The sequence below is a fragment of the Pseudomonas sp. FW305-7 genome (genome assembly GCF_058786735.1).
In genome coordinates this window covers 1-22,138 of record NZ_JBYSZA010000042.1, presented here as the reverse complement: position 1 = coordinate 22,138, position 22,138 = coordinate 1, and the positions used below count along the sequence as shown (strand labels likewise).

At 60.6% G+C, this 22,138-nt stretch carries 20 protein-coding genes; 14 read left to right on the top strand and 6 right to left on the bottom strand.

Going from position 1 to position 22,138, the window contains the following annotated elements:
* Positions 1–93 precede the first annotated feature (93 nt).
* From cysM to AC3WMT_RS29030, 5 genes are all read left to right on the top strand, one after another.
* Positions 94–996, top strand: a complete 903-nt coding sequence (gene cysM / locus AC3WMT_RS29050; RefSeq protein WP_053122764.1) for a cysteine synthase CysM — start codon at positions 94–96, stop codon at positions 994–996.
* Complete coding sequence (gene rlmD, locus AC3WMT_RS29045; RefSeq protein ID WP_103306870.1) at positions 996–2,372, top strand: 23S rRNA (uracil(1939)-C(5))-methyltransferase RlmD; 1,377 nt, start codon at positions 996–998, stop codon at positions 2,370–2,372. The genes cysM and rlmD overlap by 1 nt, the downstream gene beginning before the upstream one ends.
* 101 nt (positions 2,373–2,473) lie before the next feature.
* Positions 2,474–4,717, top strand: a complete 2,244-nt coding sequence (gene relA, locus AC3WMT_RS29040; protein ID WP_007917476.1) for a GTP diphosphokinase — start codon at positions 2,474–2,476, stop codon at positions 4,715–4,717.
* Between the two features lie 130 nt (positions 4,718–4,847).
* Positions 4,848–5,681 carry a nucleoside triphosphate pyrophosphohydrolase gene (mazG, locus tag AC3WMT_RS29035; RefSeq protein ID WP_103306869.1) on the top strand — a complete coding sequence of 278 codons (834 nt, stop codon included), beginning with the start codon at positions 4,848–4,850 and terminating at the stop codon, positions 5,679–5,681.
* A gap of 24 nt (positions 5,682–5,705) precedes the next feature.
* Entirely contained in the window at positions 5,706–6,248 is a 543-nt protein-coding gene (locus AC3WMT_RS29030) for a DUF2058 domain-containing protein (RefSeq protein WP_016987455.1), read from the top strand.
* A 70-nt stretch (positions 6,249–6,318) separates the two neighbouring features.
* Here the strand turns inward: AC3WMT_RS29030 and AC3WMT_RS29025 are convergent, their stop codons facing one another.
* The 6 genes from AC3WMT_RS29025 to AC3WMT_RS29000 all read right to left on the bottom strand — a co-directional run bounded on the left by AC3WMT_RS29025 (position 6,319) and on the right by AC3WMT_RS29000 (position 13,853).
* Positions 6,319–6,507 carry a hypothetical protein gene (locus AC3WMT_RS29025; protein WP_007917473.1) on the bottom strand — a complete coding sequence of 63 codons (189 nt, stop codon included), beginning with the start codon at positions 6,505–6,507 and terminating at the stop codon, positions 6,319–6,321.
* A gap of 392 nt (positions 6,508–6,899) precedes the next feature.
* Entirely contained in the window at positions 6,900–8,120 is a 1,221-nt protein-coding gene (gene fabB, locus AC3WMT_RS29020; protein WP_007968959.1) for a beta-ketoacyl-ACP synthase I, read from the bottom strand.
* 11 nt (positions 8,121–8,131) lie between these two features.
* Positions 8,132–8,647 (bottom strand): 3-hydroxyacyl-[acyl-carrier-protein] dehydratase FabA, encoded by a 516-nt coding sequence (fabA, locus tag AC3WMT_RS29015; protein ID WP_003227150.1) that lies wholly within the window; start codon positions 8,645–8,647, stop codon positions 8,132–8,134.
* 247 nt (positions 8,648–8,894) lie between these two features.
* Positions 8,895–10,799, bottom strand: coding sequence for a response regulator (locus AC3WMT_RS29010; protein WP_103306868.1), 1,905 nt, complete (start codon positions 10,797–10,799; stop codon positions 8,895–8,897).
* Positions 10,796–11,728, bottom strand: coding sequence for an ABC transporter substrate-binding protein (locus AC3WMT_RS29005; protein ID WP_103306867.1), 933 nt, complete (start codon positions 11,726–11,728; stop codon positions 10,796–10,798). The genes AC3WMT_RS29010 and AC3WMT_RS29005 overlap by 4 nt, the downstream gene beginning before the upstream one ends.
* Position 11,729: 1 nt before the next feature.
* Positions 11,730–13,853, bottom strand: a complete 2,124-nt coding sequence (locus AC3WMT_RS29000) for a TonB-dependent receptor plug domain-containing protein (RefSeq protein ID WP_103306866.1) — start codon at positions 13,851–13,853, stop codon at positions 11,730–11,732.
* A gap of 196 nt (positions 13,854–14,049) precedes the next feature.
* Between AC3WMT_RS29000 and AC3WMT_RS28995 the strand changes: the two genes are divergently transcribed.
* The 9 genes from AC3WMT_RS28995 to AC3WMT_RS28955 all read left to right on the top strand — a co-directional run bounded on the left by AC3WMT_RS28995 (position 14,050) and on the right by AC3WMT_RS28955 (position 22,036).
* Positions 14,050–15,075 (top strand): NAD(P)H-dependent glycerol-3-phosphate dehydrogenase, encoded by a 1,026-nt coding sequence (locus tag AC3WMT_RS28995; RefSeq protein WP_103306865.1) that lies wholly within the window; start codon positions 14,050–14,052, stop codon positions 15,073–15,075.
* Between the two features lie 18 nt (positions 15,076–15,093).
* Positions 15,094–15,441, top strand: coding sequence for a DUF4389 domain-containing protein (locus AC3WMT_RS28990; protein WP_103306864.1), 348 nt, complete (start codon positions 15,094–15,096; stop codon positions 15,439–15,441).
* Complete coding sequence (sixA, locus tag AC3WMT_RS28985) at positions 15,438–15,890, top strand: phosphohistidine phosphatase SixA (protein ID WP_103306863.1); 453 nt, start codon at positions 15,438–15,440, stop codon at positions 15,888–15,890. The genes AC3WMT_RS28990 and sixA overlap by 4 nt, the downstream gene beginning before the upstream one ends.
* Before the next feature lie 205 nt (positions 15,891–16,095).
* Positions 16,096–17,751 carry an AMP-binding protein gene (locus tag AC3WMT_RS28980; RefSeq protein WP_103306862.1) on the top strand — a complete coding sequence of 552 codons (1,656 nt, stop codon included), beginning with the start codon at positions 16,096–16,098 and terminating at the stop codon, positions 17,749–17,751.
* A gap of 31 nt (positions 17,752–17,782) precedes the next feature.
* Complete coding sequence (locus AC3WMT_RS28975; protein ID WP_008087813.1) at positions 17,783–18,226, top strand: hotdog fold thioesterase; 444 nt, start codon at positions 17,783–17,785, stop codon at positions 18,224–18,226.
* Between the two features lie 120 nt (positions 18,227–18,346).
* On the top strand, positions 18,347–19,153 hold the full coding sequence (locus tag AC3WMT_RS28970) for an alpha/beta fold hydrolase (RefSeq protein ID WP_103306861.1): 807 nt from the start codon (positions 18,347–18,349) through the stop codon (positions 19,151–19,153).
* On the top strand, positions 19,150–20,004 hold the full coding sequence (locus AC3WMT_RS28965; protein WP_103306860.1) for an alpha/beta hydrolase: 855 nt from the start codon (positions 19,150–19,152) through the stop codon (positions 20,002–20,004). Before AC3WMT_RS28970 ends, AC3WMT_RS28965 begins: the two co-directional genes overlap by 4 nt.
* Positions 20,005–20,107: 103 nt before the next feature.
* Positions 20,108–20,926 carry a DUF4892 domain-containing protein gene (locus AC3WMT_RS28960; RefSeq protein ID WP_103306859.1) on the top strand — a complete coding sequence of 273 codons (819 nt, stop codon included), beginning with the start codon at positions 20,108–20,110 and terminating at the stop codon, positions 20,924–20,926.
* A gap of 69 nt (positions 20,927–20,995) precedes the next feature.
* The gene (locus AC3WMT_RS28955; RefSeq protein ID WP_103306858.1) at positions 20,996–22,036 is read left to right on the top strand and encodes an AI-2E family transporter; all 1,041 of its coding nucleotides are present in this window, start codon (positions 20,996–20,998) and stop codon (positions 22,034–22,036) included.
* Positions 22,037–22,138 lie beyond the last annotated feature (102 nt).

The following is a 22,138-nucleotide window of genomic DNA, read 5'->3' as shown; positions in this document are numbered from 1 at the left end:
CATAAACCATAAGCACCGCACTTTGCGTGATATGGCCTGCGCGGGTTTGCCGGTATGATAGGCGCCCCCGCACGTCTGGATTGCGAATACGCCATGACCCTGCAGTACCCAACCATCGCCGATTGCGTCGGCAACACTCCGCTGGTGCGTTTGCAGCGCCTGCCCGGTGCCACCAGCAACACCCTATTGCTCAAGCTCGAAGGGAACAACCCGGCGGGTTCGGTCAAGGATCGTCCGGCGCTGTCGATGATCACCCGTGCCGAACTGCGCGGGCAGATCCACGCGGGCGATACGCTGATCGAAGCGACCTCGGGCAACACCGGGATCGCCCTGGCCATGGCCGCCGCGATCAAGGGTTACAAGATGATCCTGATCATGCCGGACAACTCCAGCGCCGAGCGTAAAGCGGCGATGACCGCGTACGGTGCCGAGTTGATTCTGGTCAGCCAGGAAGAGGGCATGGAAGGCGCGCGCGATCTCGCGCAGCGCATGGAAGCCGAAGGCCGTGGCAAGGTGCTCGATCAGTTCGCCAATGGCGATAACCCTGAAGCGCACTACACCACCACCGGCCCGGAAATCTGGCGTCAGACCCAGGGCACCATCACTCATTTCGTCAGCTCGATGGGCACTACCGGCACCATCATGGGCGTGTCGCGCTACCTGAAAGAGCAGAGCGACAACGTGCAGATCGTCGGTCTGCAACCGATGGAAGGCTCGGCCATTCCCGGCATCCGTCGCTGGCCGCAGGAATACCTGCCGAAGATCTATCAGGCCGACCGCGTCGACCGCATCGTCGACATGGCGCAAAGCGAAGCCGAGGACGTCACTCGTCGTCTGGCCCGCGAAGAAGGCATCTTCTGCGGCGTTTCCTCGGGCGGTGCGGTGGCAGCGATGCTGCGCCTGTCCAAAGAAGTTGAAAACGCGGTGATCGTCGCGATCATCTGCGACCGTGGCGACCGTTATCTGTCGACCGGCATTTTCGACGCGCCCAACTGATGGCCAAGCACGAGAGAGGCCTGCGCTTCCAGCCCACCGGCGGCAGCAAGGCCCCGCAAATCCCGACCGGCAAAAAACAGCGCTTGACCATCGAGCGTCTGGCCAATGACGGTCGCGGTATCGCGTTTTTCGAAGGTAAAACCTGGTTCGTCCTCGGTGCCCTCGCCGGTGAAGAGGTCGAAGCGCGGGTGCTCGGCGCCCACGGCAAAGTGGTCGAGGCGCGCACCGAACGGGTGTTCAAGGCCAGTGAGCTGCGCCGCCCGGCACCGTGTCAGCACGCCGGCCGCTGCGGCGGTTGCAGTGTTCAGCATTTGCCCCACAGCGAACAGCTTGCCCTGAAACAGCGCATGCTCGCCGAGCAATTGGCGAAGGTTGCCGGTGTCGAACCGCAAGAGTGGGCAGCGCCGTTGACCGGCCCTGAGTTCGGCTATCGCCGTCGTGCCCGCATTGCGGTGCGCTGGGACATCAAGGCGAAAAAGCTCGATGTCGGTTTCCGCGCTGCCGGCAGTCAGGACATCGTCGCCATCAGCGAATGCCCGGTGCTGGTACAGCCCTTGCAACCGATCATGACCCGGCTGCCGGAGATGCTTCGTCGCCTGAGCAAACCGCAAGCGCTGGGCCATGTCGAGTTGTTCAGCGGTTCATCGCTGGCGGTGCTGTTGCGGCACATGGCGCCGTTGTCCGAAGCGGATCTGACGATTCTCAAGGACTTCTGCCAGTTCCATGAAGCGCAACTGTGGCTGCATGGCGAAGGCGAACCGCAACCGGTCGACATCACCCAGTCGCTGGGCTATCGCCTGGAGCAGTGGGGGCTGGATCTGGCCTGGCGGCCGGGAGATTTCATTCAGGTCAACGCCGGGGTCAACGAAGCGATGGTCGCGCAAGCGCTGGACTGGCTGAAGCCGACCCGCGATGAGCGTGTACTCGATCTGTTCTGCGGCTTGGGCAACTTCGCCTTGCCGCTGGCCCAAAGCGTGCGCGAAGTGGTGGCGGTGGAGGGCGTGCAGACCATGGTCGATCGCGCCGCCGCGAACGCCGCTAGCAACAATTTGCATAACACAAAGTTTTTTCAAGCCGATTTATCCCAGCCTTTGACCGATGCCCAGTGGATCGGAAACGGCTTTTCTGCGGTACTCTTGGACCCACCGCGTGACGGTGCTTTCGAGGTGGTGCGCAAGCTTGCGACCCTGGGTGCCAAGCGGTTGGTATATGTGTCGTGCAACCCTGCAACTCTGGCGCGCGATACGGTCGAATTGATCAAGCAGGGCTACCGGTTAAAACGTGCCGGGATTCTCGATATGTTTCCTCAGACGGCACATGTCGAGGCCATGGCGTTATTTGAAGCGAGCCAGGATGGCTCGTCTGAATCCGTCTGATCTGTCCGCGCAGCGCTCGCTTTAGCCCCGCGAGCGCAAACGGGCAACGAAGGTCAGCGATTTGACGCATTGAATCTGCGTCGTAGGGAAGGTAAAGCAAGATGGTACAGGTGAGAGCACACCAGCCGATCAACACTGACGGCAGTATCAATCTCGAGGCTTGGCTCGATCACGCGGTCAGTGTCGATCTGGCACTGGATCGCGAAGCCTTGAAAGAAGCCTGCGAGTTCGCTCGCGAGGCCGAACAACAGTCCAATGCCAAGAAGAATCTGTGGGCCGAAGGCTCCGGCAGTTTCAGCACGGGACTCGAGATCGCCGAGATTCTCGCCGACCTCAAGCTCGATCAGGATTCGCTGGTCGCCGCCGTTCTTTATCGCGGTGTCCGTGAAGGCCAGATCGAACTCGCGGCCGTCGGCCAGCGCTTCGGCCCGGTGGTAGCCAAACTGATCGACGGCGTGCAGCGCATGGCCGCGATCAGTGCCAGCCTCAGCCCGCGCCAGTCGATGGTCATGGGTACGCAAGGGCAGGTGGAAAACCTGCGCAAGATGCTCGTGGCGATGGTCGACGACGTCCGCGTCGCCTTGATCAAACTGGCCGAACGCACCTGCGCCATTCGCGCAGTGAAAACTGCCGACGACGAAAAGCGTAACCGCGTCGCCCGCGAAGTCTTCGACATCTATGCGCCGCTCGCGCACCGACTCGGCATCGGTCATATCAAATGGGAACTGGAGGACTTGTCCTTCCGTTATCTCGAGCCTGACCAATACAAACAGATCGCCAAGTTGCTCCACGAGCGACGGCTGGATCGTGAGCGTTTCATCGCCGACGTGATGACCCAGCTCAAGGACGAACTGCAGGCCACCGGTGTCGACGCCGACATCAGCGGCCGGGCCAAACACATTTATTCGATCTGGCGCAAAATGCAGCGCAAGGGTCTGGAATTCAGCCAGATCTACGACGTTCGCGCCGTTCGTGTGCTGGTGCCGGAAATGCGCGACTGCTACACCGCGCTTGGCATCGTCCACACGTTGTGGCGGCACATCCCGAAAGAATTCGACGACTACATCGCCAACCCGAAAGAAAACGGCTACCGCTCGCTGCACACCGCCGTGATCGGCCCGGAAGGCAAGGTGCTGGAGGTGCAGATCCGCACCCACTCCATGCACGAAGAAGCCGAACTTGGCGTTTGCGCGCACTGGCGCTACAAGGGCACCGACGTCAAATCCGGCTCCAACCACTACGAAGAGAAAATCTCCTGGCTGCGTCAGGTACTCGAGTGGCACGAAGAGCTGGGCGACATCGGCGGTCTGGCTGAACAGCTGCGGGTCGATATCGAGCCGGATCGGGTGTACATCTTTACCCCCGACGGTCATGCCATCGACTTGCCGAAAGGCGCGACGCCGCTGGACTTTGCCTACCGCGTGCACACCGAGATCGGCCACAACTGCCGTGGGGCGAAGATCAACGGGCGCATCGTGCCGCTCAACTACAGCCTGCAGACCGGTGAGCAGGTCGAGATCATCACCAGCAAACACGGCACACCGAGCCGTGACTGGCTGAACTCCAACCTGGGTTACGTCACCACCTCGCGGGCACGGGCGAAGATCGTTCACTGGTTCAAATTGCAGGCCCGCGACCAGAACGTTGCGGCCGGTAAAACCCTGATCGAGCGCGAACTGACGCGTCTCGGTCTGCCTGCGGTGGATTTCGACAAGCTGGCCGACAAGGCCAACATGAAAACCGCCGAGGACATGTTCGCCGCCCTCGGTGCCGGCGACCTGCGTCTGGCGCAACTGGTCAACCTGGCGCAGCAACTGGTCGAGCCGGAACGCGGCAACGAACAGCTGGAACTGATTCCGCGCAAAGCCACCGGGTACAAACCGGGCAAGCGTGGCGACATTCAGATCCAGGGCGTCGGCAACCTGATGACCCAGATGGCCGGTTGCTGCCAGCCGCTGCCGGGCGATGCGATTGTCGGTTACATCACCCAAGGCCGTGGCGTGAGCATTCACCGTCAGGACTGCGCCTCGGTGCTGCAACTGGGCGGGCGTGAGCCGGAGCGGATCATTCAGGTCAGCTGGGGCCCGGTGCCGGTGCTCACCTATCCGGTGGACATCGTCATCCGCGCCTACGACCGTTCCGGTCTGCTGCGCGACGTCTCGCAGGTGCTGCTCAACGAGCGGATCAACGTGCTGGCGGTCAACACCCGCTCGAACAAGGAAGACAACACCGCGCTGATGTCGCTGACCATCGAGATCCCGGGGCTGGACGCGCTGGGACGCTTGCTGGGGCGGATTTCGCAGTTGCCGAACATCATCGAAACGCGGCGTAACCGCACCCCGTGAACATGGCTTCGACCCAATGTGGGAGCTGGCTTGCCAGCGATGCAGACAACTCGGTCTTTCCGGAGAGCCGAGCTGACGCCATCGCTGGCAAGCCAGCTCCCACAGGGTTTTGTGGTGAGAAAGAAAAATGATGTACAGCCTTGAAGACCTGCTGCACTTGATGAGCCGCCTGCGCGATCCGCAGTACGGTTGCCCGTGGGACATCAAGCAAACCTACGCAACCATCGTCCCGCACACTCTCGAAGAAGCCTACGAAGTGGCCGATGCCATCGAGCGTGGTGATTTCGATCACTTGCAGGGCGAGTTGGGCGACCTGCTGTTTCAGGTGGTGTATTACAGTCAGCTGGCGCGGGAGGAGGGGCGTTTCGAATTTGCCGGGGTGATCGACAGCATCACCCGCAAGCTGATTCGTCGGCATCCGCATGTGTTCCCGACCGGCGATCTCTACGCGCCGCTGGATGTGCCGCGATTGACTGAGGAGCAGGTCAAGCAGCGCTGGGAGGAGATCAAGGCCGAAGAACGCGCCGAGAAATCCGCCGCGCCCGAGCAACTGTCGTTGCTCGATGATGTGCCCGCAACGCTGCCGGCATTGTCCCGTTCAGCCAAATTGCAGAAGCGCGCCGGGCAGGTCGGTTTCGACTGGCCGGACGCCTTGCCCGTGCTCGACAAAGTCCGCGAAGAGCTGGATGAAGTGCTCGAAGCCATGTCCGAAAACGATCCCCAAGCGGTGGCGGAAGAGATCGGCGACCTGCTGTTTTCCGTGGTCAATCTGGCTCGTCACCTGAAGGTCGATCCGGAAACTGCCCTGCGTGGCGCCAATGGCAAATTCGAAAGACGTTTCCGTTTTATCGAACAGGCATTGCGCGACACCCACCGTCCCATAGAAGATTGCACCCTCGAAGAGTTGGACGCCCTGTGGGGTGAAGCCAAACGTCAGGAAAAGAATTTGCCTAGCTGCGGCTGAGCAACTGCCCAAGTGAGTAAGCACATGAGTATTTCCCTTCGCGATCAGTTGCTCAAAGCAGGTCTGGTCAACCAAAAGCAGGCCAAGCAGGTCAGCAAGGACAAGCAAAAGCAGCAGCGTCTGGCCCACAAAGGCCAGATCGAACTGGATGACTCGCAGCAGCGCGCCGCGCAGGAAGCCATGGCCGAGAAGGTCAAGCGCGACCAGGAGCTGAACCGTCAGCAGAAAGAAAAAGCCGAGGCCAAGGCCCGGGCTGCGCAGGTCAAGCAGTTGATCGAAGTCTCGCGTCTGCCGAAGCTGACCACCGAGGACTACTACAACTTCGTCGACGACAAGAAGGTCAAGCGCATCTCGGTCAACACGCTGATGCGCAACAAGCTCAGCAGCGGTTCGCTGGCGATCGTCCACCATGCCGGTGGTTACGAAGTGATCCCGCGTGAAGCGGCCCTGAAGATCCAGGAACGCGATCCGCAGCGTATCGTGCAACTCAATGTACAGACTGAAGAGGTCAGCACCGAGGACGATCCGTACGCGGCCTATCAGATCCCTGACGATCTGATGTGGTAAATTGATAAAGCTGTAACAACGAAAAACCCCGCTCATGGCGGGGTTTTTCGTTTTCAATGCTGTGGTTGAATCAGGCGGATTTCAGATCCCGTTGCTGCTCTTGCACTTCCAGTTCGGCCTTGTAGTTGTGGGCGTCGATTTCGTTGTGGAACATCCCGACCAGCAAGTCTTGTTGATGCACATCCCAGATACGGATACCGGCGGCTACGCCTTCGTGGGACATGTGTGAATCGTCGCGTTCAGTTACTTTTACAGTCATCTGCTAGCTCCAAATCTCAAGTTATCTGCAGCAAGGCGTGTGCAGGACTCTTTTATATGATTTGTTAGCTTGCTAAGTAAACGCCTGATTCGTGCAACGTATTCTTGCGTAAAACGCAACAGTGCTGCAGGCCGCGTAATCCGCGACATTCGGTCGCAGGGCGGTAAGTTTCATGACAGAAGTTTCATTTTCAGAACACCCCGAGAACCCTGTGGGAGCTGGCTTGCCAGCGATAGCGGAGTGTCAGACAACATAGATATTGCCCGTGCTGACGCCATCGCTGGCAAGCCAGCTCCCACAGAGATCGGTGGTGTTCCCGCTACTTTCTGCAGGCGAAAAAAAACGCCCCGAACCAGTCGGGGCGTTTTCATGTGTGGCTCAAGCCTGGGGAATTACTTGCCTTCCCAGCGCTTCAGTACCAGCGTGGCGTTGGTACCGCCGAAGCCGAAGCTGTTGCTCATCACGGTGTTGATGGTGGCGTTCTCGCGGGTCTTGGTCAGCACCGGCAGATCGGCCACTTCAGGGTCCAGCTCGTCGATGTTGGCGGAACCGGCAATGAAGTTGCCTTCCATCATCAGCATGCAGTAGATCGCTTCGTGAACGCCGGCGGCGCCCAGGGAGTGACCGGACAGGCTCTTGGTCGAGCTGATCGCTGGAGCCTTGTCGCCGAACACTTCACGCACACCTTTCATTTCCGCAACGTCGCCGACCGGAGTCGAAGTGCCGTGGGTGTTCAGGTAGTCGATCGGGGTATCAACGGTGGACATCGCCATCTGCATGCAGCGGATCGCGCCTTCGCCACTCGGGGCAACCATGTCGTAGCCGTCGGAGGTCGCGCCGTAGCCAACGATTTCCGCGTAGATTTTTGCGCCACGGGCCAGAGCGTGTTCCAGCTCTTCAACCACAACCATGCCGCCACCGCCAGCAATGACGAAACCGTCACGGTCGGCGTCGTAGGCGCGCGAGGCTTGTTCCGGGGTGTCGTTACGCTTGCTGGACAGTGCGCCCATTGCGTCGAACAGGAACGACTGGCTCCAGTGCTCCTCTTCACCGCCACCGGCGAAAACGATGTCCTGTTTGCCCATCTGGATCTGTTCCATGGCGGTACCGATGCAGTGAGCACTGGTGGCGCAGGCAGAAGCGATGGAGTAGTTCAGGCCCTTGATCTTGAACGGCGTAGCCAGGCAAGCGGAAACGGTGCTGCTCATGGTCCGCGTGACGCGGTATGGGCCGACGCGTTTCACGCCTTTCTCGCGCAGGATGTCCAGCGCTTCCATCTGGTTCAAGGTGGACGCACCGCCCGAGCCGGCAATCAGACCGGTACGCGGGTTGGACACTTGCTCTTCGGTCAGGCCGGAGTCAGTGATCGCGTCTTTCATGGCCAGGTAGGCGTAAGCCGCGGCGTGGCCGACGAAACGATAGATCTTGCGATCGATCAGTTCTTCAAGGTTGAGGTCGATGGAGCCGGAAACCTGGCTACGCAGACCCATTTCAGCATATTCCGGGTTGAACCGGATGCCAGGGCGGCTTGCACGCAGGTTAGCGGAGACGGTCTCTTTGTCATTGCCCAGGCACGAAACGATGCCCAGACCAGTGATAACGACGCGGCGCATGCGAATAACCCTTAGAAGTTGTCAGTGGAGGTGAACACGCCGACGCGAAGGCCTTCGGCGGTGTAGATTTCGCGACCGTCGACAGTCACCGAACCATCGGCGATGGCCAGGTTCAGCTTGCCCTTGAGGACGCGTTTGATATGAATGTTGTAGGTGACTTTCTTGGCGGTCGGGAGGACCTGGCCGAAGAATTTCACTTCGCCCGAACCCAGCGCACGGCCACGGCCCGGCAGGCCTTGCCAGCCGAGGAAGAAGCCAACCAGTTGCCACATGGCGTCCAGGCCCAGGCAGCCCGGCATCACCGGATCGCCCTCGAAGTGGCACGCGAAGAACCACAGGTCAGGGTTGATATCCAGCTCGGCGACCAATTCACCTTTGCCGTACTTGCCGCCTTCTTCGCTGATCAGAGTGATGCGATCGACCATCAGCATGTTCGGGGCGGGCAGTTGCGCGTTACCTGGGCCGAACAGCTCACCGCGACTGCAGCGCAGCAGATCTTCCCGAGTAAAGGCGTTTTGTTTGGTCATGCGAGCTCCTCAATAATCCCATGCGGCAGGTGGGGCAAATCTTCCCGACCGTTCGAAGCGTTCATGCCTCGAACCGGCAGCCTACTCATAGACTATTGCGTTGTGGTGAAAGTCACAGCACCAAGGACATGAATGTACACTTGTGCACTGAAATTTTTATTCAAGCCCCTTTTGAGGCTCATTCGGGTGCCTAAGACTGCCGCACTTTCGCTTTTCACGCCAGTCGCAGATGGTGGAAAGACCATCACTACGACACCCACCGCTGCAGAATCTGCTGCAGATCATTACGTTTGAACGGCTTCGCCAGATAATCGTTCATCCCTGCCGACAGACAGGTTTCGCGGTCTCCCTGCAAAGCATTGGCAGTCAGCGCGATGATCGGCACGTCGTTGCGCCCGGCCAGCTGGCGAATCTGCCGGGTGGCCTCATAGCCATCGATGATCGGCAAACGGCAGTCCATCAAAATCACTTCAAAATCATTGCCCTCGGCACTGCGCACTGCCTGCGCGCCATCGGTGGCGACACTGACAGTAAAGCCCAGGCTGCGCAGCATTGCTTCAATCACGGTCTGGTTGACCGGGTTGTCTTCCACCAGCAACACATTGCGCCCCTCGCCGTGGCCATTGCCGTTCAGCGCACGGGGGGCGGCCAGTTGTGGCAACGCCTGCTTATAAAGAGCCAACGGAATTTCCAGGGTGAATACCGAGCCGCGACCTTCCTCGCTCTGGGCACGCAAGGTGCCGCCCATGCGTTCGGCGAGGGTGCGGGCGATCGGCAGGCCGAGCCCGGTGCCGCCGTAGCGCCGCGAAATCGAGCTGTCGGCCTGCTGGAATGCGTTGAACATCGATTCCAGGCTCTCGGACGAGATGCCGATGCCGCTGTCGCGCACCGAGCAGGTGAACCACAGCAGCTCGTGATCGAGCGACTGCCATTGCGCCTCGATGCTGACCCGGCCCTGCTCGGTGAACTTCAGAGCATTGCCGACCAGGTTGACCAGGATCTGTCGGATCCGCGTCGGATCGCCCTGTACCTGCAAACCGCGCATGTCCTCGGGAATCCGCAGATTGAGGGCCAGGCCACGTTGCACCGCGCTGTGCTGGAACGACTGCGCGCAGGCGCCGATCAGTTCGGCGAGGTTGAACGGAATGTGCTCAAGCTCCAGCTCCGAACGCTCGATGCGCGAGAAGTCGAGAATATCGTTGATCACCTTGAGCAGATGCTCGGTGGACTCGGAGGCGAGGGCGGCGTATTCGATCTGCTCCTCGGTCATCTCCGTGGTTTCGAGTAATTGCAGCATGCCCAGCACACCGTTCATGGGCGTGCGCAATTCATGACTCATCATCGCCAGAAAGTCGGATTTGGCGTTGTTGGCCTTTTCTGCTTCTTCGCGGGTCTGGATCAATTGCGCCATGGCCTGCTGCTGTTCACGGCTGGCCTGTTCCAGCGCCTGGGCGAGGTTGTTGATGTGCTGCGACAACGCACCGAGTTCGGTGTCATCGACGATCGGCAGCGGGGTTTTATAGTCGCCGTCCTGAATCGCCTTGACCGCGTTGCCGATATTGCGAATCGGCTGCGAGAGACTGCCGGCCAGACGTCGCGCCAGCACAAAGGTGAAGAGCAGGGCGAACAACGCCAGAATCCCTGCCTTGAGCAGGATTTCCTGCTGACGCTGACTGAACGCATCGTTGGACAGACCGACGATCACCCGCCCCAGATAATCCTCGCTGGCCCCGCCGTTGCTGACTTTGGCGTCCTGGAAGAAGTCATTCTGCAAGGCAATCCGTTGCAAGCGCACCGGCGCTTGAAACACTTCAACCTGATGCGGGCGGCTGTGGGCGTTCGCGGGTTGTTCGACATACACCAGAATGCGGTTGGCGCTGTCCTGCACTTCCAGAAAACGCACGTTGGGCGTCGCCAGCGTAGCCTTGAGCAGGCTTTCGAGGACTTCGTTGTTACCGGAAATCACCCCGTACTCGGTGGCGGGCGCCAGTTGGTTGGCGATCAGTTGGCCGGTGTGATTCAGCTCCTGGCGCAAATCCTGAATGCGTACAAAGGTAAAGAAACTGATCAACAACAAGGTCAGCAACAGCGCCGGGCCCAGGCTGATCAGCTGGGTGCGGGTGTTGATGTCCCAACGACGACGGAAACTCATGGGCGGCTTTCTCCTTCAGCCAACGCGCTGGCAACAGACGCTTCATTCAGTGGTTCGATTCCAAGAGAACGAGCCACCTGGGCATTACTTGAGACTTTGAAAGATGCGGGATAAAGCGTGCGCGGCCAGTTGGCGGGTGGCTGGTCGAGCAAATGGTCGAGCACACTCAGCCAATCGTTCTGGTCGCTGTAAGTGCTGGCCAGGCTGCCGGCTCGGACAAACGCGGCGTTCGGGCCGATCAGCGCCAATTGTCGTGAGTAGCTGCTGAGCAGCAGGTTTTTCGCGGTTTTCGGGTTGTACAGATCGGGATCGTCGAGGCCCAGCAGCACGTCGCTGTTTTTCAGCACCGTTTGCAAGGGGCGACTGTCGTGGGTGTTGTCCCAGCGCTGGCTGACGATTTCCAGATTCAGTGGCTGCGCCGCCAGAAGCAGCTCTTTAAGGAGAAACTCGCTGTGCTGGTCGAACAAAACGCCAACTCGACGCGCCTGCGGCAGGATTCGCCGGATCAATTGCAGTTGTCGGCCCAGCGGTGGATCGCTCCACAACAGGCTCAAGCGGGATGGCTGAGCCGAGCCGAGACGTTGACGCGCTTGCAGGCGACTGATGCGCAACACCAGCGTTGCCGGGCCCTGGGATTCTTGCAGGCGCCAGTCGAGGCTCGGCAGATCGAGCAGGATCAGGCGCAGGCTGGCCGGCAATTTACCCGGCGCCGGCAGGCTGGCCAGTGGCTGGAAGCGGACGGTGTCGGTCGGGCGCAGCTCACTCAGCGCCTGCACGAATGCTTGCACACCGGGGCTTTCTTCGGCGCCGGTCAACAGAATGTCGGCGGCCTGCACCGCCACACCGTGCAGCCACGCGGTCAGAAACAGACACAACCCGGCCAGCCAGTGAGCCAGGGTTGGCGTCTTGCGCGGCATGCCGTAGCGCACCTTAGAATTCCAGCTCGGCGCTGAAGTACAGCACGCGGCGCTCGTCGTAGTTGTTGTCGACGAAAGTGGTCGGCTCATGGTCGAGACGTTGTTGCAGCACGCCGGCCAATTGCACTTGAGCCTTGCCCAGCGCAATGCGCTTGGCGATCCGCGTGTCGACCCGCTCGAAGCGGTAGCCGTTGAGCGCATTGTCGCCGTAATAGAAGAGGGCACTGTTCCAGCCATGGCCCCAGTCGCGCAGCCAGCCGGCGGAACCGCTGTTGCTGGCGGTGAATTGCTGATCCAGCGGATTGCTCGCCTCGGCATCTACGTAGGCGTAGGTCAAACGCAGGCGGTCGACGGTGCTCAGGCGCCAGTCGAGCTGGGTTTCGGTGCCGCGAAAGCGTGAGCTGTTGGCGTTGCTGGCGATGTATTGGTTGTTGCGCAGCGGTTCGCTGATCATCCCGGTGATCTCGTCGTAGAACAGCTTCACGTCGAGCGCCAGACCCAGATCGGCGAAATAGCCGTTGTAGCCCAGCTCCCGCGAGCGCATGTGTTCCTGATCGAGATCGCCGGGGCCGCGAGTCTTGACGAAGTAACGCGCCGAAGACTGGCCGTAGGCCGAGGGCCGCAGCTTGCTGACCTGGTAGCTCCAGTTGACGTTGTTCTCGAACATGTCGGGCGAGCGAATCGCCTCCGAATACACCGCGCGCAGGCCGTGGCGTGGATTGATCAGGTAATTGACCGCGAAGCGTGGCGTCAGCGAACTGCCGATCAGTTGCGTGTCTTCGAACATCGCACCGCCCTGCAACAGCCAGTGTTCACTGGCGCGCCATTCCAGTTGGCCGAACGCGCGCCAGGTGGTGTCGTCCAGCGTGCCGTTGAAGTAAGTCTCGGAATCAGCCCGGTCGTAACGATAGTTCATGCCGCTGACCAGACGCACGCTGTCGGACAGGCTGAGGGTGTCTTGCAGTTCGAGGTCGTAGCGCGATTCGCGGGCGCTCTGGTCGATCTCGCCGCACAGAGTCTGGCTGGCGCCGTTGCGCCATTGATCGAGTACGCGGTTGGCCAACGCCATTTCCTGTGGCGTACCGGGCGCGGCGCCCGGGCCGGTGAAGCGGGTGATGTTGCGTGCCAGACGTTCGGTGTAATTCGGGTTGAGCTGCCACAGTTGCGTCAGCTCCGGGCTGAACGACACCTCGGCGTCGCAGGCACGCCAGGTTTGCTGACGATCCCAGTGCTGAGCCGAACCTTGGATATAAAGGCTGTGCTCCGGGTTGATGTCGAGATTCCAGCGCACCGAGCCGGCGTAGTCCTTGGCCACCACGTCGGAATTGTTCCCGGCGGCGGTAATCCCCGAGAACACCGGGCGGTAGGTGTAGGGCCGCTGGTTGCTGCCATCCTTGGCATTGACCTGCCAGTCTAGGCTTTGGTTGTCGCTGAGGGTCTGGCTGACTGCGAGGCTGAAGCGGTTCAAGCGGCGGCTGTCACGGTAATCGGCGCCGGTGCGGTCGCTGTCGAATCCATCGTCTTCCTGGCCGGACAGCGACAGGCGCAGATCGCCGCCATTCCAACCGGTGCCCTGGCTGGCATAGAAGTCATTGATGCCGCGTTGGCCACGGGTGTACTTCAGGCGCGTGCCGTGGCTGTCCGCCGGGTTGCGGGTGATGATGTTGACCACCGCCATCAGTGCGTTGGCGCCGTAGCTGACGGTGTTCGGGCCACGAAAGACCTCGATGCGCTCGATGTCCTCGATGGCCACCGGAATGTCGCTCCAGTCCACCGTCGCCAGGCCTGCGCGATAAACCGAGCGGCCATCGATCAGCACCTGCATGCGCCGCGCTTCGGTGGCGTTGGTGCCGTGGTAATTGACCGCCGCCTGATTGCCGCTGATGTTGCCGACCATCATCCCCGGCACCAGCCGCAGCAGTTCACTGATGTCGCGGGCACCGCTGGCGTTGATCAATTCGCTGTCGAGTACGGTCATGCTCCCCGGCACTTCTGCGGGCGTCTGCTTCAGACGCGTGGCGGTCAACACCTGCGGCAGCGCTTCGCTGTCCATGAACAGGTCGTCCGCCTGCAACACCGGGCTGAACAACAGCGCGAGCAGCAGGGAGGAACGCGGTGGGAGAGCGGCAAAAAACACGACACAGCCTATAGAGCTAAGAATTGGCGCGCATGTTAACCGAGGGCAGCGACTTTTCCAGTCACGTTAGAGGCATTTTCCTAGGTTTTATTGGTCTTCTTCCTACAAGTGTCGGTAATTGACGCGGGGGCTGGCCGCGACCGGGTCGCCCCGTATAATGCCGGCATCGCCACTGGTATGGATTAACGGATTGCATATGACTGAACAGCGCCCGATTGCGGTCCTGGGAGGCGGAAGTTTTGGAACCGCCGTGGCCAATCTTTTGGCCGAGAACGGCCATCAAGTCCGGCAGTGGATGCGTGACCCCGAGCAGGCCGAGGCCATCCGGGTCAATCGCGAAAACCCGCGTTACCTCAAAGGCATCAAGATTCTGCCGGGGGTGACCGCCGTCACTGACCTGCAGGAAACCCTCGACGCCTGCGACTTGTGCTTTGTCGCGCTGCCGTCCAGTGCCTTGCGCACGGTGCTGGCGGCTTACGCCGAGCGCTTGCGCGGCAAGATGCTGGTCAGCCTGACCAAAGGCATCGAAGCCCACACCTTCAAACTGATGAGCCAGATCCTCGAAGAGATCGCCCCGCAAGCGCGCATCGGCGTGTTGTCCGGACCGAATCTTGCGCGCGAAATCGCCGAGCATGCGCTGACCGCCACGGTGGTCGCCAGTGAAGACGAAGAACTGTGCAAACAGGTGCAGGCCGCATTGCATGGCCGCACCTTCCGCGTGTACGCCAGTGCTGATCGTTTCGGTGTCGAGCTGGGCGGGGCGCTGAAAAACGTTTACGCGATCATTGCCGGCATGGCGGTGGCGCTGGAGATGGGCGAAAACACCAAGAGCATGCTGATCACTCGCGCCTTGGCCGAAATGACCCGGTTTGCGGTGAATCAGGGCGCCAACCCGATGACCTTCCTCGGTCTGGCCGGTGTTGGCGACTTGATCGTGACGTGCTCGTCGCCGAAGAGCCGCAACTATCAGGTCGGCTTCGCCTTGGGCCAGGGCCTGAGTCTTGAGGACGCGGTGTCGCGTCTCGGTGAAGTCGCCGAAGGGGTCAATACCCTTAAAGTGCTCAAGGCCAAATCCCAGGAAGTGGGCGTGTACATGCCGCTGGTCGCCGGGCTGCACGCGATCCTGTTCGAGGGGCGCACGCTGGAACAGGTCATCGGTCTGCTGATGCGGGCCGAACCGAAAACCGACGTCGACTTTATTTCCACCAGTGGTTTCAACTGATTCAGCAGGGAGTGAGCCATGAACGATCCGAAAACCGAAGCCAAGTACGAATCCATCCTGCTGCGGGTGTTGTGGATGATCGTCTACATATTGGTCTGGCAGGTGGCGCAGTTCATCCTCGGCGCGGTGGTGCTGGTGCAGCTTGTATATAGACTGATCTACGGCGCCCCGAGCGCCAGCCTGATGAATTTCGGCGACAGTCTGAGCCAGTTTCTGGCGCAGATCGGCCGCTTCGGCAGTTTCCACAGCGACCAGAAACCGTGGCCGTTCGCCGACTGGCCAACGCCGCGTACGCCGGAAGGTGAGGCGCCACACGTCGTGCCGCCAGCACCGCACCCGGCCCGCGATGAGGAGCCCAAGCTATGAAACTCTGGGTGTTGCGTCACGGTGAGGCCGTGCCTTACGGCTCGTGTCCTGACTCCGACCGGGAACTGACTGATCACGGTCGCAAAGAAGCCTTGAACAGCGCCGCTCACCTGATCGGCCAGCCGCTGACGGCGATCTACGCCAGCCCCTATCTGCGTGCGCAACAGACCGCGCAGATTGTTCGCGAGGCGTTGGGTTTTGAACCGGAGATCCGCACGGTCGATTGGCTGACGCCGGAGGTCGATCCGGACCGGGTGGCCGAACAACTGGTGTCGGTGAGCAATGTGCTACTGGTCAGCCACAACCCTTTGGTGGGCAATCTGCTCAGCTATCTGCAGCATGGCGCCGGTTATCCGCCGGAGAAGGTCAGCACCGCTGGCCTGGCTGAGCTGGAACACAGCGAGTTGCTGATCGGTTCGATGAAGCTCAACAGCCTCAAGCACCCCTGAGATCGAGTCGCCTTCATCGCTGGCAAGCCAGCTCCCACAGGATCTTTTGTGAACTTGAATTGAAAGATCACACTGAATCTGTGGGAGCTGGCTCGCCAGCGATAAGGCCTGCAAATCCGATGAAATTATTTGTTTGAATTTTCCAACCAAGCACTTGCTTGGTTGACTACGCTTGCTCCAGACCCAAAAAACAGGAGCGAGTCGCATGTCTGCCGCATTCCGTTTGCCGCTGGACGTGTTTTACGAACGCGAGGCCCGGCATCCGCGCCAACGCTTTCTCGTACAGCCCATCGGTGGCGGGCAGGTCGAGACCCTGACCTGGGCCGACGTCGGCCATCAGGCCCGGTGCGCCGCGCACTGGCTGCGCGCGCGGGAGTTGCCGCCCGGCAGCCACATCGCTCTGATCTCGAAAAACTGCGCACACTGGATCATCGCCGACCTCGCCATCTGGATGGCCGGGCATGTTTCGGTGCCGCTGTATCCCAATCTCACCGCCGACTCGGTGGCCCAAGTGCTCAAGCATTCGGAAAGCGTGCTGGCGTTTATCGGCAAACTCGATGACTGGCCCGGAATGGCGAAAGGTGTGCCCGCCGATTTGCCGACCATCAGCTTGCCGCTGCATCCACCAGGCGAGTTCGATTTCAACTGGGCGGACTTGCAGCGTTGCTCGCCGATTCAGGACGATCCGCGTCCTGCCGCTGAACAACTGGCGACGATCATCTATACCTCCGGCACCACCGGCCTGCCCAAAGGCGTAATGCACAGCTTTGCCAATCTCGGTTTCGCCACGACCCGTGGCACGCAGCTGTTCGGGCTCAATGAGAACGACCGGCTGCTGTCGTACCTGCCGCTGTGCCACGTTGCCGAGCGCATGTTCGTTGAACTGGCATCGATCTACACCGGGCAGACAGTGTTCTTTGCCGAAAGCCTCGACACCTTCATCACCGATCTCAAGCGCGCGCGGCCAACCGCGATGTTTGGTGTGCCACGGATCTGGACCAAATTTCAGATGGGCGTCTACAGCAAGATCCCGGCGAAGCGTCTGGATTTTCTCCTTGGCCTGCCGTTCATTGGCAAGCGGGTAGGGCACAAAGTGCTGGCGGGGTTGGGGCTGGATGCCTTGCGCGTCGCTTTGTCCGGCGCGGCGCCGGTGCCACAGACCTTGCTTATCTGGTATCAGAAACTCGGCCTCGATGTGCTGGAGGTCTACGGTATGACCGAGAGTTGCGGTTATTCACATATCTGCCTGCCGGGCCAATACAAACAGGGCTGGATCGGCAAACCCTGCCCGGATGTCGAGGTGCGTATCGACGAGTCGGGCGAGGTGCAGGTGCGCAGTCAGGCGAACATGCTTGGGTACTTCAAGGAGCCACAGAAGACCGCTGAGACGCTGACCGAGGACGGCTTTCTGCGTACCGGCGACAAGGGCGAACAGGATGCCGAAGGGCGTTTGCGCCTGACCGGTCGGCTCAAGGAAATCTTCAAGACCAGCAAAGGCAAATACGTCGCTCCGGCACCCATTGAAAACCGTCTGGCGGTGCATTCGCGGATCGAGCAGGTATGTGTGGTCGGTGATGGCTTGAGTGCGCCGTTGGGTTTGTGTGTGCTGTCGACGGTCAATCAGGAGGAGGGCCGGGCGAGTCTGCATTCGAGCCTGGAGAAACTGCTGGAGGAGGTCAACGCCGTGCTCGACAAGCACGAGCGTCTACGGCGACTGGTGGTGGTCAAGGACAGTTGGGCGGTGGAAAACGGCTTTCTCACGCCGACCCTGAAAATCAAGCGCAACGTTATCGAAGACACCTACGGAGCGCGCTTCGAAGAATGGAGCGAGCGTAGCGAGGCGGTGCTGTGGCAGGATTGAGCGTCGACCAAAACAACAAAGGAAGTCTGCGATGAGCCTGTGGCGTACCACTCCCGACATCGAGCAGTTGAACGCAATCCAGAAAAACACCATCGGCGAAGTGCTGGATATTCGCTTTGAAGCGTTCGATGAAGAGTCGCTGACCGCGAGCATGGTCATCGACCATCGCACTCATCAGCCTTACGGCTTGCTGCATGGCGGCGCGTCGGTGGTGCTGGCGGAAACCGTCGGTTCGATGGCCAGTTATCTGTGCATCGATGCCAGCAAGTTTTACTGCGTGGGGCTGGAAATCAACGCCAACCATCTGCGTGGTTTGCGCAGTGGCCGGGTGACAGCGGTGGCCAAGCCGATTCATATCGGCCGTACGACGCACGTCTGGGATATCCGTTTGACCAGTGATGAAGGCAAGGCCAGCTGTGTGTCACGCCTGACCATGGCGGTGGTACCGCTGGGTGAGCAGCCGCCGGCACGGTAATTGCCGATTTGCCCATGGCGTTGACCTGACTGTCATCATTCCTGGCAGTTACGGTCAATGCCGCAGAACGTGGTCTTGCGGACAATCAACGCCACGTTTCCCGTTCATGGATTTGCCTGTATGTCGCAACCTATCTTTTTCGCCCACGCCAACGGGTTCCCTTCGGGCACCTATGGCAAGTTGTTCGCGGCGCTGGCGCCCGAGTATCGGGTTGCGCATCTGCAACAGCATGCGCATGACCCGCGTTTCCCGGCGGATGACAACTGGTACAACCTGGTCGACGAGTTGATCCACCATTTGCAGCAGCAGGATCAACCGGTGTGGGGTGTCGGTCATTCATTTGGCGGCGTTCTGCACCTGCACGCGGCGCTGCGTTGTCCTGAGTTGTATCGCGGTGTGGTGATGCTCGATTCCCCTGTACTGACCCGCAGTGATCAGTGGGTCATTCGCGCCGCCAAACGCTTTGGTTTCATCGACAGGCTGACCCCGGCCGGGCGCACCCTGGGGCGCCGTGAGGAGTTTGCCGACCTCGACAGTGCGCGCAGTTACTTCGCCGGCAAGTCGCTTTTTCGCGGTTTCGATCCGGAATGCTTCGACGCTTACCTGCAACATGGTTTGCATCCGGTGGGCGACAAGCTGCGCCTGCGTTTCGACCCAGCCACCGAGATCAGCATCTATCGCGGCGTGCCGCACACCAGCCCCGGCCGTACCCGGCAATTGAAAGTGCCGCTGGCGGTGGTGCGCGGGCACAAAAGCAACGTGGTCATGCGCCATCACACCCGTTTCGTTTCGCGCATGCCGCAAGGTGAGGCGCTGAGCATGCCCGGCGGGCACATGTTTCCCCTTGAGCGCCCGCAAGACACCGCACGGTTGCTGAAAAACCTGTTCACCCGCTGGGAATCCCGTCAGGACAAGGATTGCGCATGAGCCCTGTTTTCGAAGAAGTGCGCTTGAGCCTGCCGCATATCGAACTGGCGGCGCATTTGTTCGGCCCCGAGGACGGCTTGCCGGTGATCGCCCTGCATGGCTGGCTCGACAACGCCAACAGCTTTGCGCGGCTGGCACCGAAGCTCAAAGGCTTGCGCATCATTGCGCTGGACATGGCCGGGCACGGGCACTCCGGGCATCGGCCCAATGGCGCTGGCTATGCGCTGTGGGACTACGCGCATGATGTGTTGCAAGTCGCCGAGCAACTGGGCTGGACGCGTTTCGGCCTGCTCGGGCACTCGATGGGTGCGATCGTCTCGCTGGTGCTGGCGGGGTCGTTGCCCGAGCGGATCACGCATCTGGCGTTGATCGATGGTGTGATTCCTCCTACAGATAAAGGCGAAAACGCTGCCGAGCGCATGGGCATGGCTCTGCAGGCACAGCTGGATCTGCGCGAGAAGCGCAAACCGGTCTACAACACCCTCGACCGCGCCATCGAAGCGCGGATGAAAGGCCTGGTGGCGGTCAGTCGTGAAGCCGCCGAGTTGTTGGCTCAGCGCGGCTTGATGCCGGTGCCCGGGGGTTACACCTGGCGGACCGACAACCGCCTGACCCTGCCATCACCGCTGCGCCTGACCCAGGAGCAGGCGATGGCCTTCGTTCAGCGCATCACTTGCCCGGCGCAACTGATCGTCGCCGCCGACGGCATGCTGGCCAAACACTCTGAACTGCTGGAGCGTCTACCCTTTAGCCGGGAACAGCTGGCAGGTGGGCACCATTTGCACCTGAACGATGAGGCCGGCGCGGATCTTGTCGCAGACTGTTTCAATCGCTTCTTCGCCATTCCTTGACTTGCCGCGGGCAACTGTCGAGGCTGGGCGGGTTGAAATGGGAGACAACCACGATGGATTTCTATACCGCTACGACCCCGAACCGCCAAGCCATGCCGATCCGATGAGCCTGACCAAGCGATCACTCAGTCTGCTGGCACTGTGCTGTTTCAGTTCCGTTTCGTTCGCCGCCGATGTGCCGGGCAGTCAGGATCTGCAGATCGTGCCGCGTCTGGCCGATGCGCAAATCGTCGACTATCGCCCGCCGATGGAACTGGAGCGGATCTACCCGCTGGGCGCGATCCGCAAGATCAGTGGCCAATTGCGTTTCGACGGTCAGGTGACTGCCCGTGGCCAGACCACTTCGGTGACCTACGAGTTGCCGCCCGAACATTCCGCCACCGAAGCCTTCACCGCCGCCCGCGAGGCCCTGCAAAAGCAGGACGCCGAGTTGCTGTTCTGGTGCCAGGCGCGGGACTGCGGCGAAAGCAGCCTGTGGGCCAACGAGGTGTTCGGTAATTCCAAGTTGTACGGGGCTGACGAGCAACAGGCCTATCTGTTGCTGAGGCTGGCGGCACCGAAGGACAACACGCTGGTGGCGCTTTACAGCATTACCCGCGGCAATCGCAAAGCCTATCTGCATGTCGAACAGTTCGAGGCCGTTGCGCCGCTGGGTGAGTTGCTGCCGACGTCGGCGACTTTGTTGCGCCAACTGAAAAGCACCGGTGAACTGGATTTCCCTGATCGCGTGAATGATCCGGATGACACCTGGCTACGCCTGATTTCCCGTGGCCTTAATCTCGATACGACGTTGCGCGTGACGGTGTCCGGGCCGAAAGCCGAGGCCTGGCGACAGGCCCTGATCAATCAGGGCGTGCGCGCGGCGCGGATGGAAACCGGCAGTGTCGACGGCTCTGGCTTACGCATCGATCTGTTGCGATAAGCTCTATCGGGCGAACACGCGCGCTGTGTTCGCCTATTCTTGGCCTGACTGATTTTTTCGAGACTCTACATGCTCAATAACGATCGACTGCTGGTGCAGATCCTGCTGCTGGTGTTGTTTGGTGCCAGCCTTTGGGTGATGGCGCCGTTCTGGTCGGCGCTGTTCTGGGGCGCGGTGCTGGCGTTTGCCAGTTGGCCGCTGATGCGGCTTCTGACCCGGCTGCTCAATGGCCGAGAGTCGCTGGCTGCGGCGATCCTGACCCTGGGCTGGATGTTGTTGGTGGCGGCGCCATTGGTCTGGCTGGGGTTCAACCTCGCCGATCATGTGCGCGATGCCACCGCCTTCATCAAAGACGTGCAGGTCGATGGATTGCCGGAAGCGCCGGCCTGGCTCGGTACCTTGCCGTTGGTGGGCGAGCGACTGGTCGGGATCTGGAACAGCATCGATCAGCAGGGCGCGGCACTGATGGTGTCGATCAAGCCTTATCTGGGGCAGGTCGGTAACTGGTTGCTGGCGCGCAGTGCGCAGATCGGCGGCGGGATTCTCGAGCTGACGCTGAGCATTGTCTTTGTGTTCTTTTTCTATCGCGACGGGCCGCGTCTGGCGGCGTTTGCTCATCGGTTGCTGGAGCGTTTGATTGGCGAGCGCGCCGGGTATTACATCGAGTTGGTGGCTGGCACGGTGCAGCGGGTGGTGAACGGGGTGATCGGTACGGCGGCGGCGCAGGCGGTTCTGGCGTTGATCGGGTTTTTGATTGCCGGGGTGCCGGGGGCGCTGGTGTTGGGGATCGTCACGTTTCTGCTGAGTCTGATTCCGATGGGGCCACCGTTGGTGTGGGTGCCGGCTACGGCTTGGCTGGCCTGGAAGGGTGAGTATGGGATGGCGGTGTTTTTGGGGATCTGGGGGACGTTTATCATCAGTGGCGTGGATAACGTTCTGAAGCCGTATCTGATCAGCCGGGGCGGGAATCTGCCGTTGGTGATTGTGTTGCTTGGGGTGTTTGGCGGGTTGATTGCGTTTGGGTTTATCGGGTTGTTTATCGGGCCTACGCTTTTGGCTGTTGCTTATAGTTTGTTGACGGATTGGAGTAAGAGTCAGGCTCGGGTTTAGGTGGGGTTTTTTTGGGGGGGTGTGAGCATATCCGTTGCTGCGGGTGTTGCTGATTAGGGTTCCGCCCTTACGGCGGGTCACTTTTTCCAGACGCCGAAAAAG

What these genes read in the sequence shown, in the direction of transcription:
- cysM (WP_053122764.1), top strand. Translation starts at nt 94, where the DNA reads ATGACCCTGCAGTACCCAACCATCGCCGATTGCGTCGGCAACACTCCG.
- rlmD (WP_103306870.1), top strand. Translation starts at nt 996, where the DNA reads ATGGCCAAGCACGAGAGAGGCCTGCGCTTCCAGCCCACCGGCGGCAGC.
- relA (WP_007917476.1), top strand. Translation starts at nt 2,474, where the DNA reads ATGGTACAGGTGAGAGCACACCAGCCGATCAACACTGACGGCAGTATC.
- mazG (WP_103306869.1), top strand. Translation starts at nt 4,848, where the DNA reads ATGTACAGCCTTGAAGACCTGCTGCACTTGATGAGCCGCCTGCGCGAT.
- AC3WMT_RS29030 (WP_016987455.1), top strand. Translation starts at nt 5,706, where the DNA reads ATGAGTATTTCCCTTCGCGATCAGTTGCTCAAAGCAGGTCTGGTCAAC.
- AC3WMT_RS29025 (WP_007917473.1), bottom strand. Translation starts at nt 6,507, where the DNA reads ATGACTGTAAAAGTAACTGAACGCGACGATTCACACATGTCCCACGAA.
- fabB (WP_007968959.1), bottom strand. Translation starts at nt 8,120, where the DNA reads ATGCGCCGCGTCGTTATCACTGGTCTGGGCATCGTTTCGTGCCTGGGC.
- fabA (WP_003227150.1), bottom strand. Translation starts at nt 8,647, where the DNA reads ATGACCAAACAAAACGCCTTTACTCGGGAAGATCTGCTGCGCTGCAGT.
- AC3WMT_RS29010 (WP_103306868.1), bottom strand. Translation starts at nt 10,799, where the DNA reads ATGAGTTTCCGTCGTCGTTGGGACATCAACACCCGCACCCAGCTGATC.
- AC3WMT_RS28995 (WP_103306865.1), top strand. Translation starts at nt 14,050, where the DNA reads ATGACTGAACAGCGCCCGATTGCGGTCCTGGGAGGCGGAAGTTTTGGA.
- AC3WMT_RS28990 (WP_103306864.1), top strand. Translation starts at nt 15,094, where the DNA reads ATGAACGATCCGAAAACCGAAGCCAAGTACGAATCCATCCTGCTGCGG.
- sixA (WP_103306863.1), top strand. Translation starts at nt 15,438, where the DNA reads ATGAAACTCTGGGTGTTGCGTCACGGTGAGGCCGTGCCTTACGGCTCG.
- AC3WMT_RS28980 (WP_103306862.1), top strand. Translation starts at nt 16,096, where the DNA reads ATGTCTGCCGCATTCCGTTTGCCGCTGGACGTGTTTTACGAACGCGAG.
- AC3WMT_RS28975 (WP_008087813.1), top strand. Translation starts at nt 17,783, where the DNA reads ATGAGCCTGTGGCGTACCACTCCCGACATCGAGCAGTTGAACGCAATC.
- AC3WMT_RS28970 (WP_103306861.1), top strand. Translation starts at nt 18,347, where the DNA reads ATGTCGCAACCTATCTTTTTCGCCCACGCCAACGGGTTCCCTTCGGGC.
- AC3WMT_RS28965 (WP_103306860.1), top strand. Translation starts at nt 19,150, where the DNA reads ATGAGCCCTGTTTTCGAAGAAGTGCGCTTGAGCCTGCCGCATATCGAA.
- AC3WMT_RS28960 (WP_103306859.1), top strand. Translation starts at nt 20,108, where the DNA reads ATGAGCCTGACCAAGCGATCACTCAGTCTGCTGGCACTGTGCTGTTTC.
- AC3WMT_RS28955 (WP_103306858.1), top strand. Translation starts at nt 20,996, where the DNA reads ATGCTCAATAACGATCGACTGCTGGTGCAGATCCTGCTGCTGGTGTTG.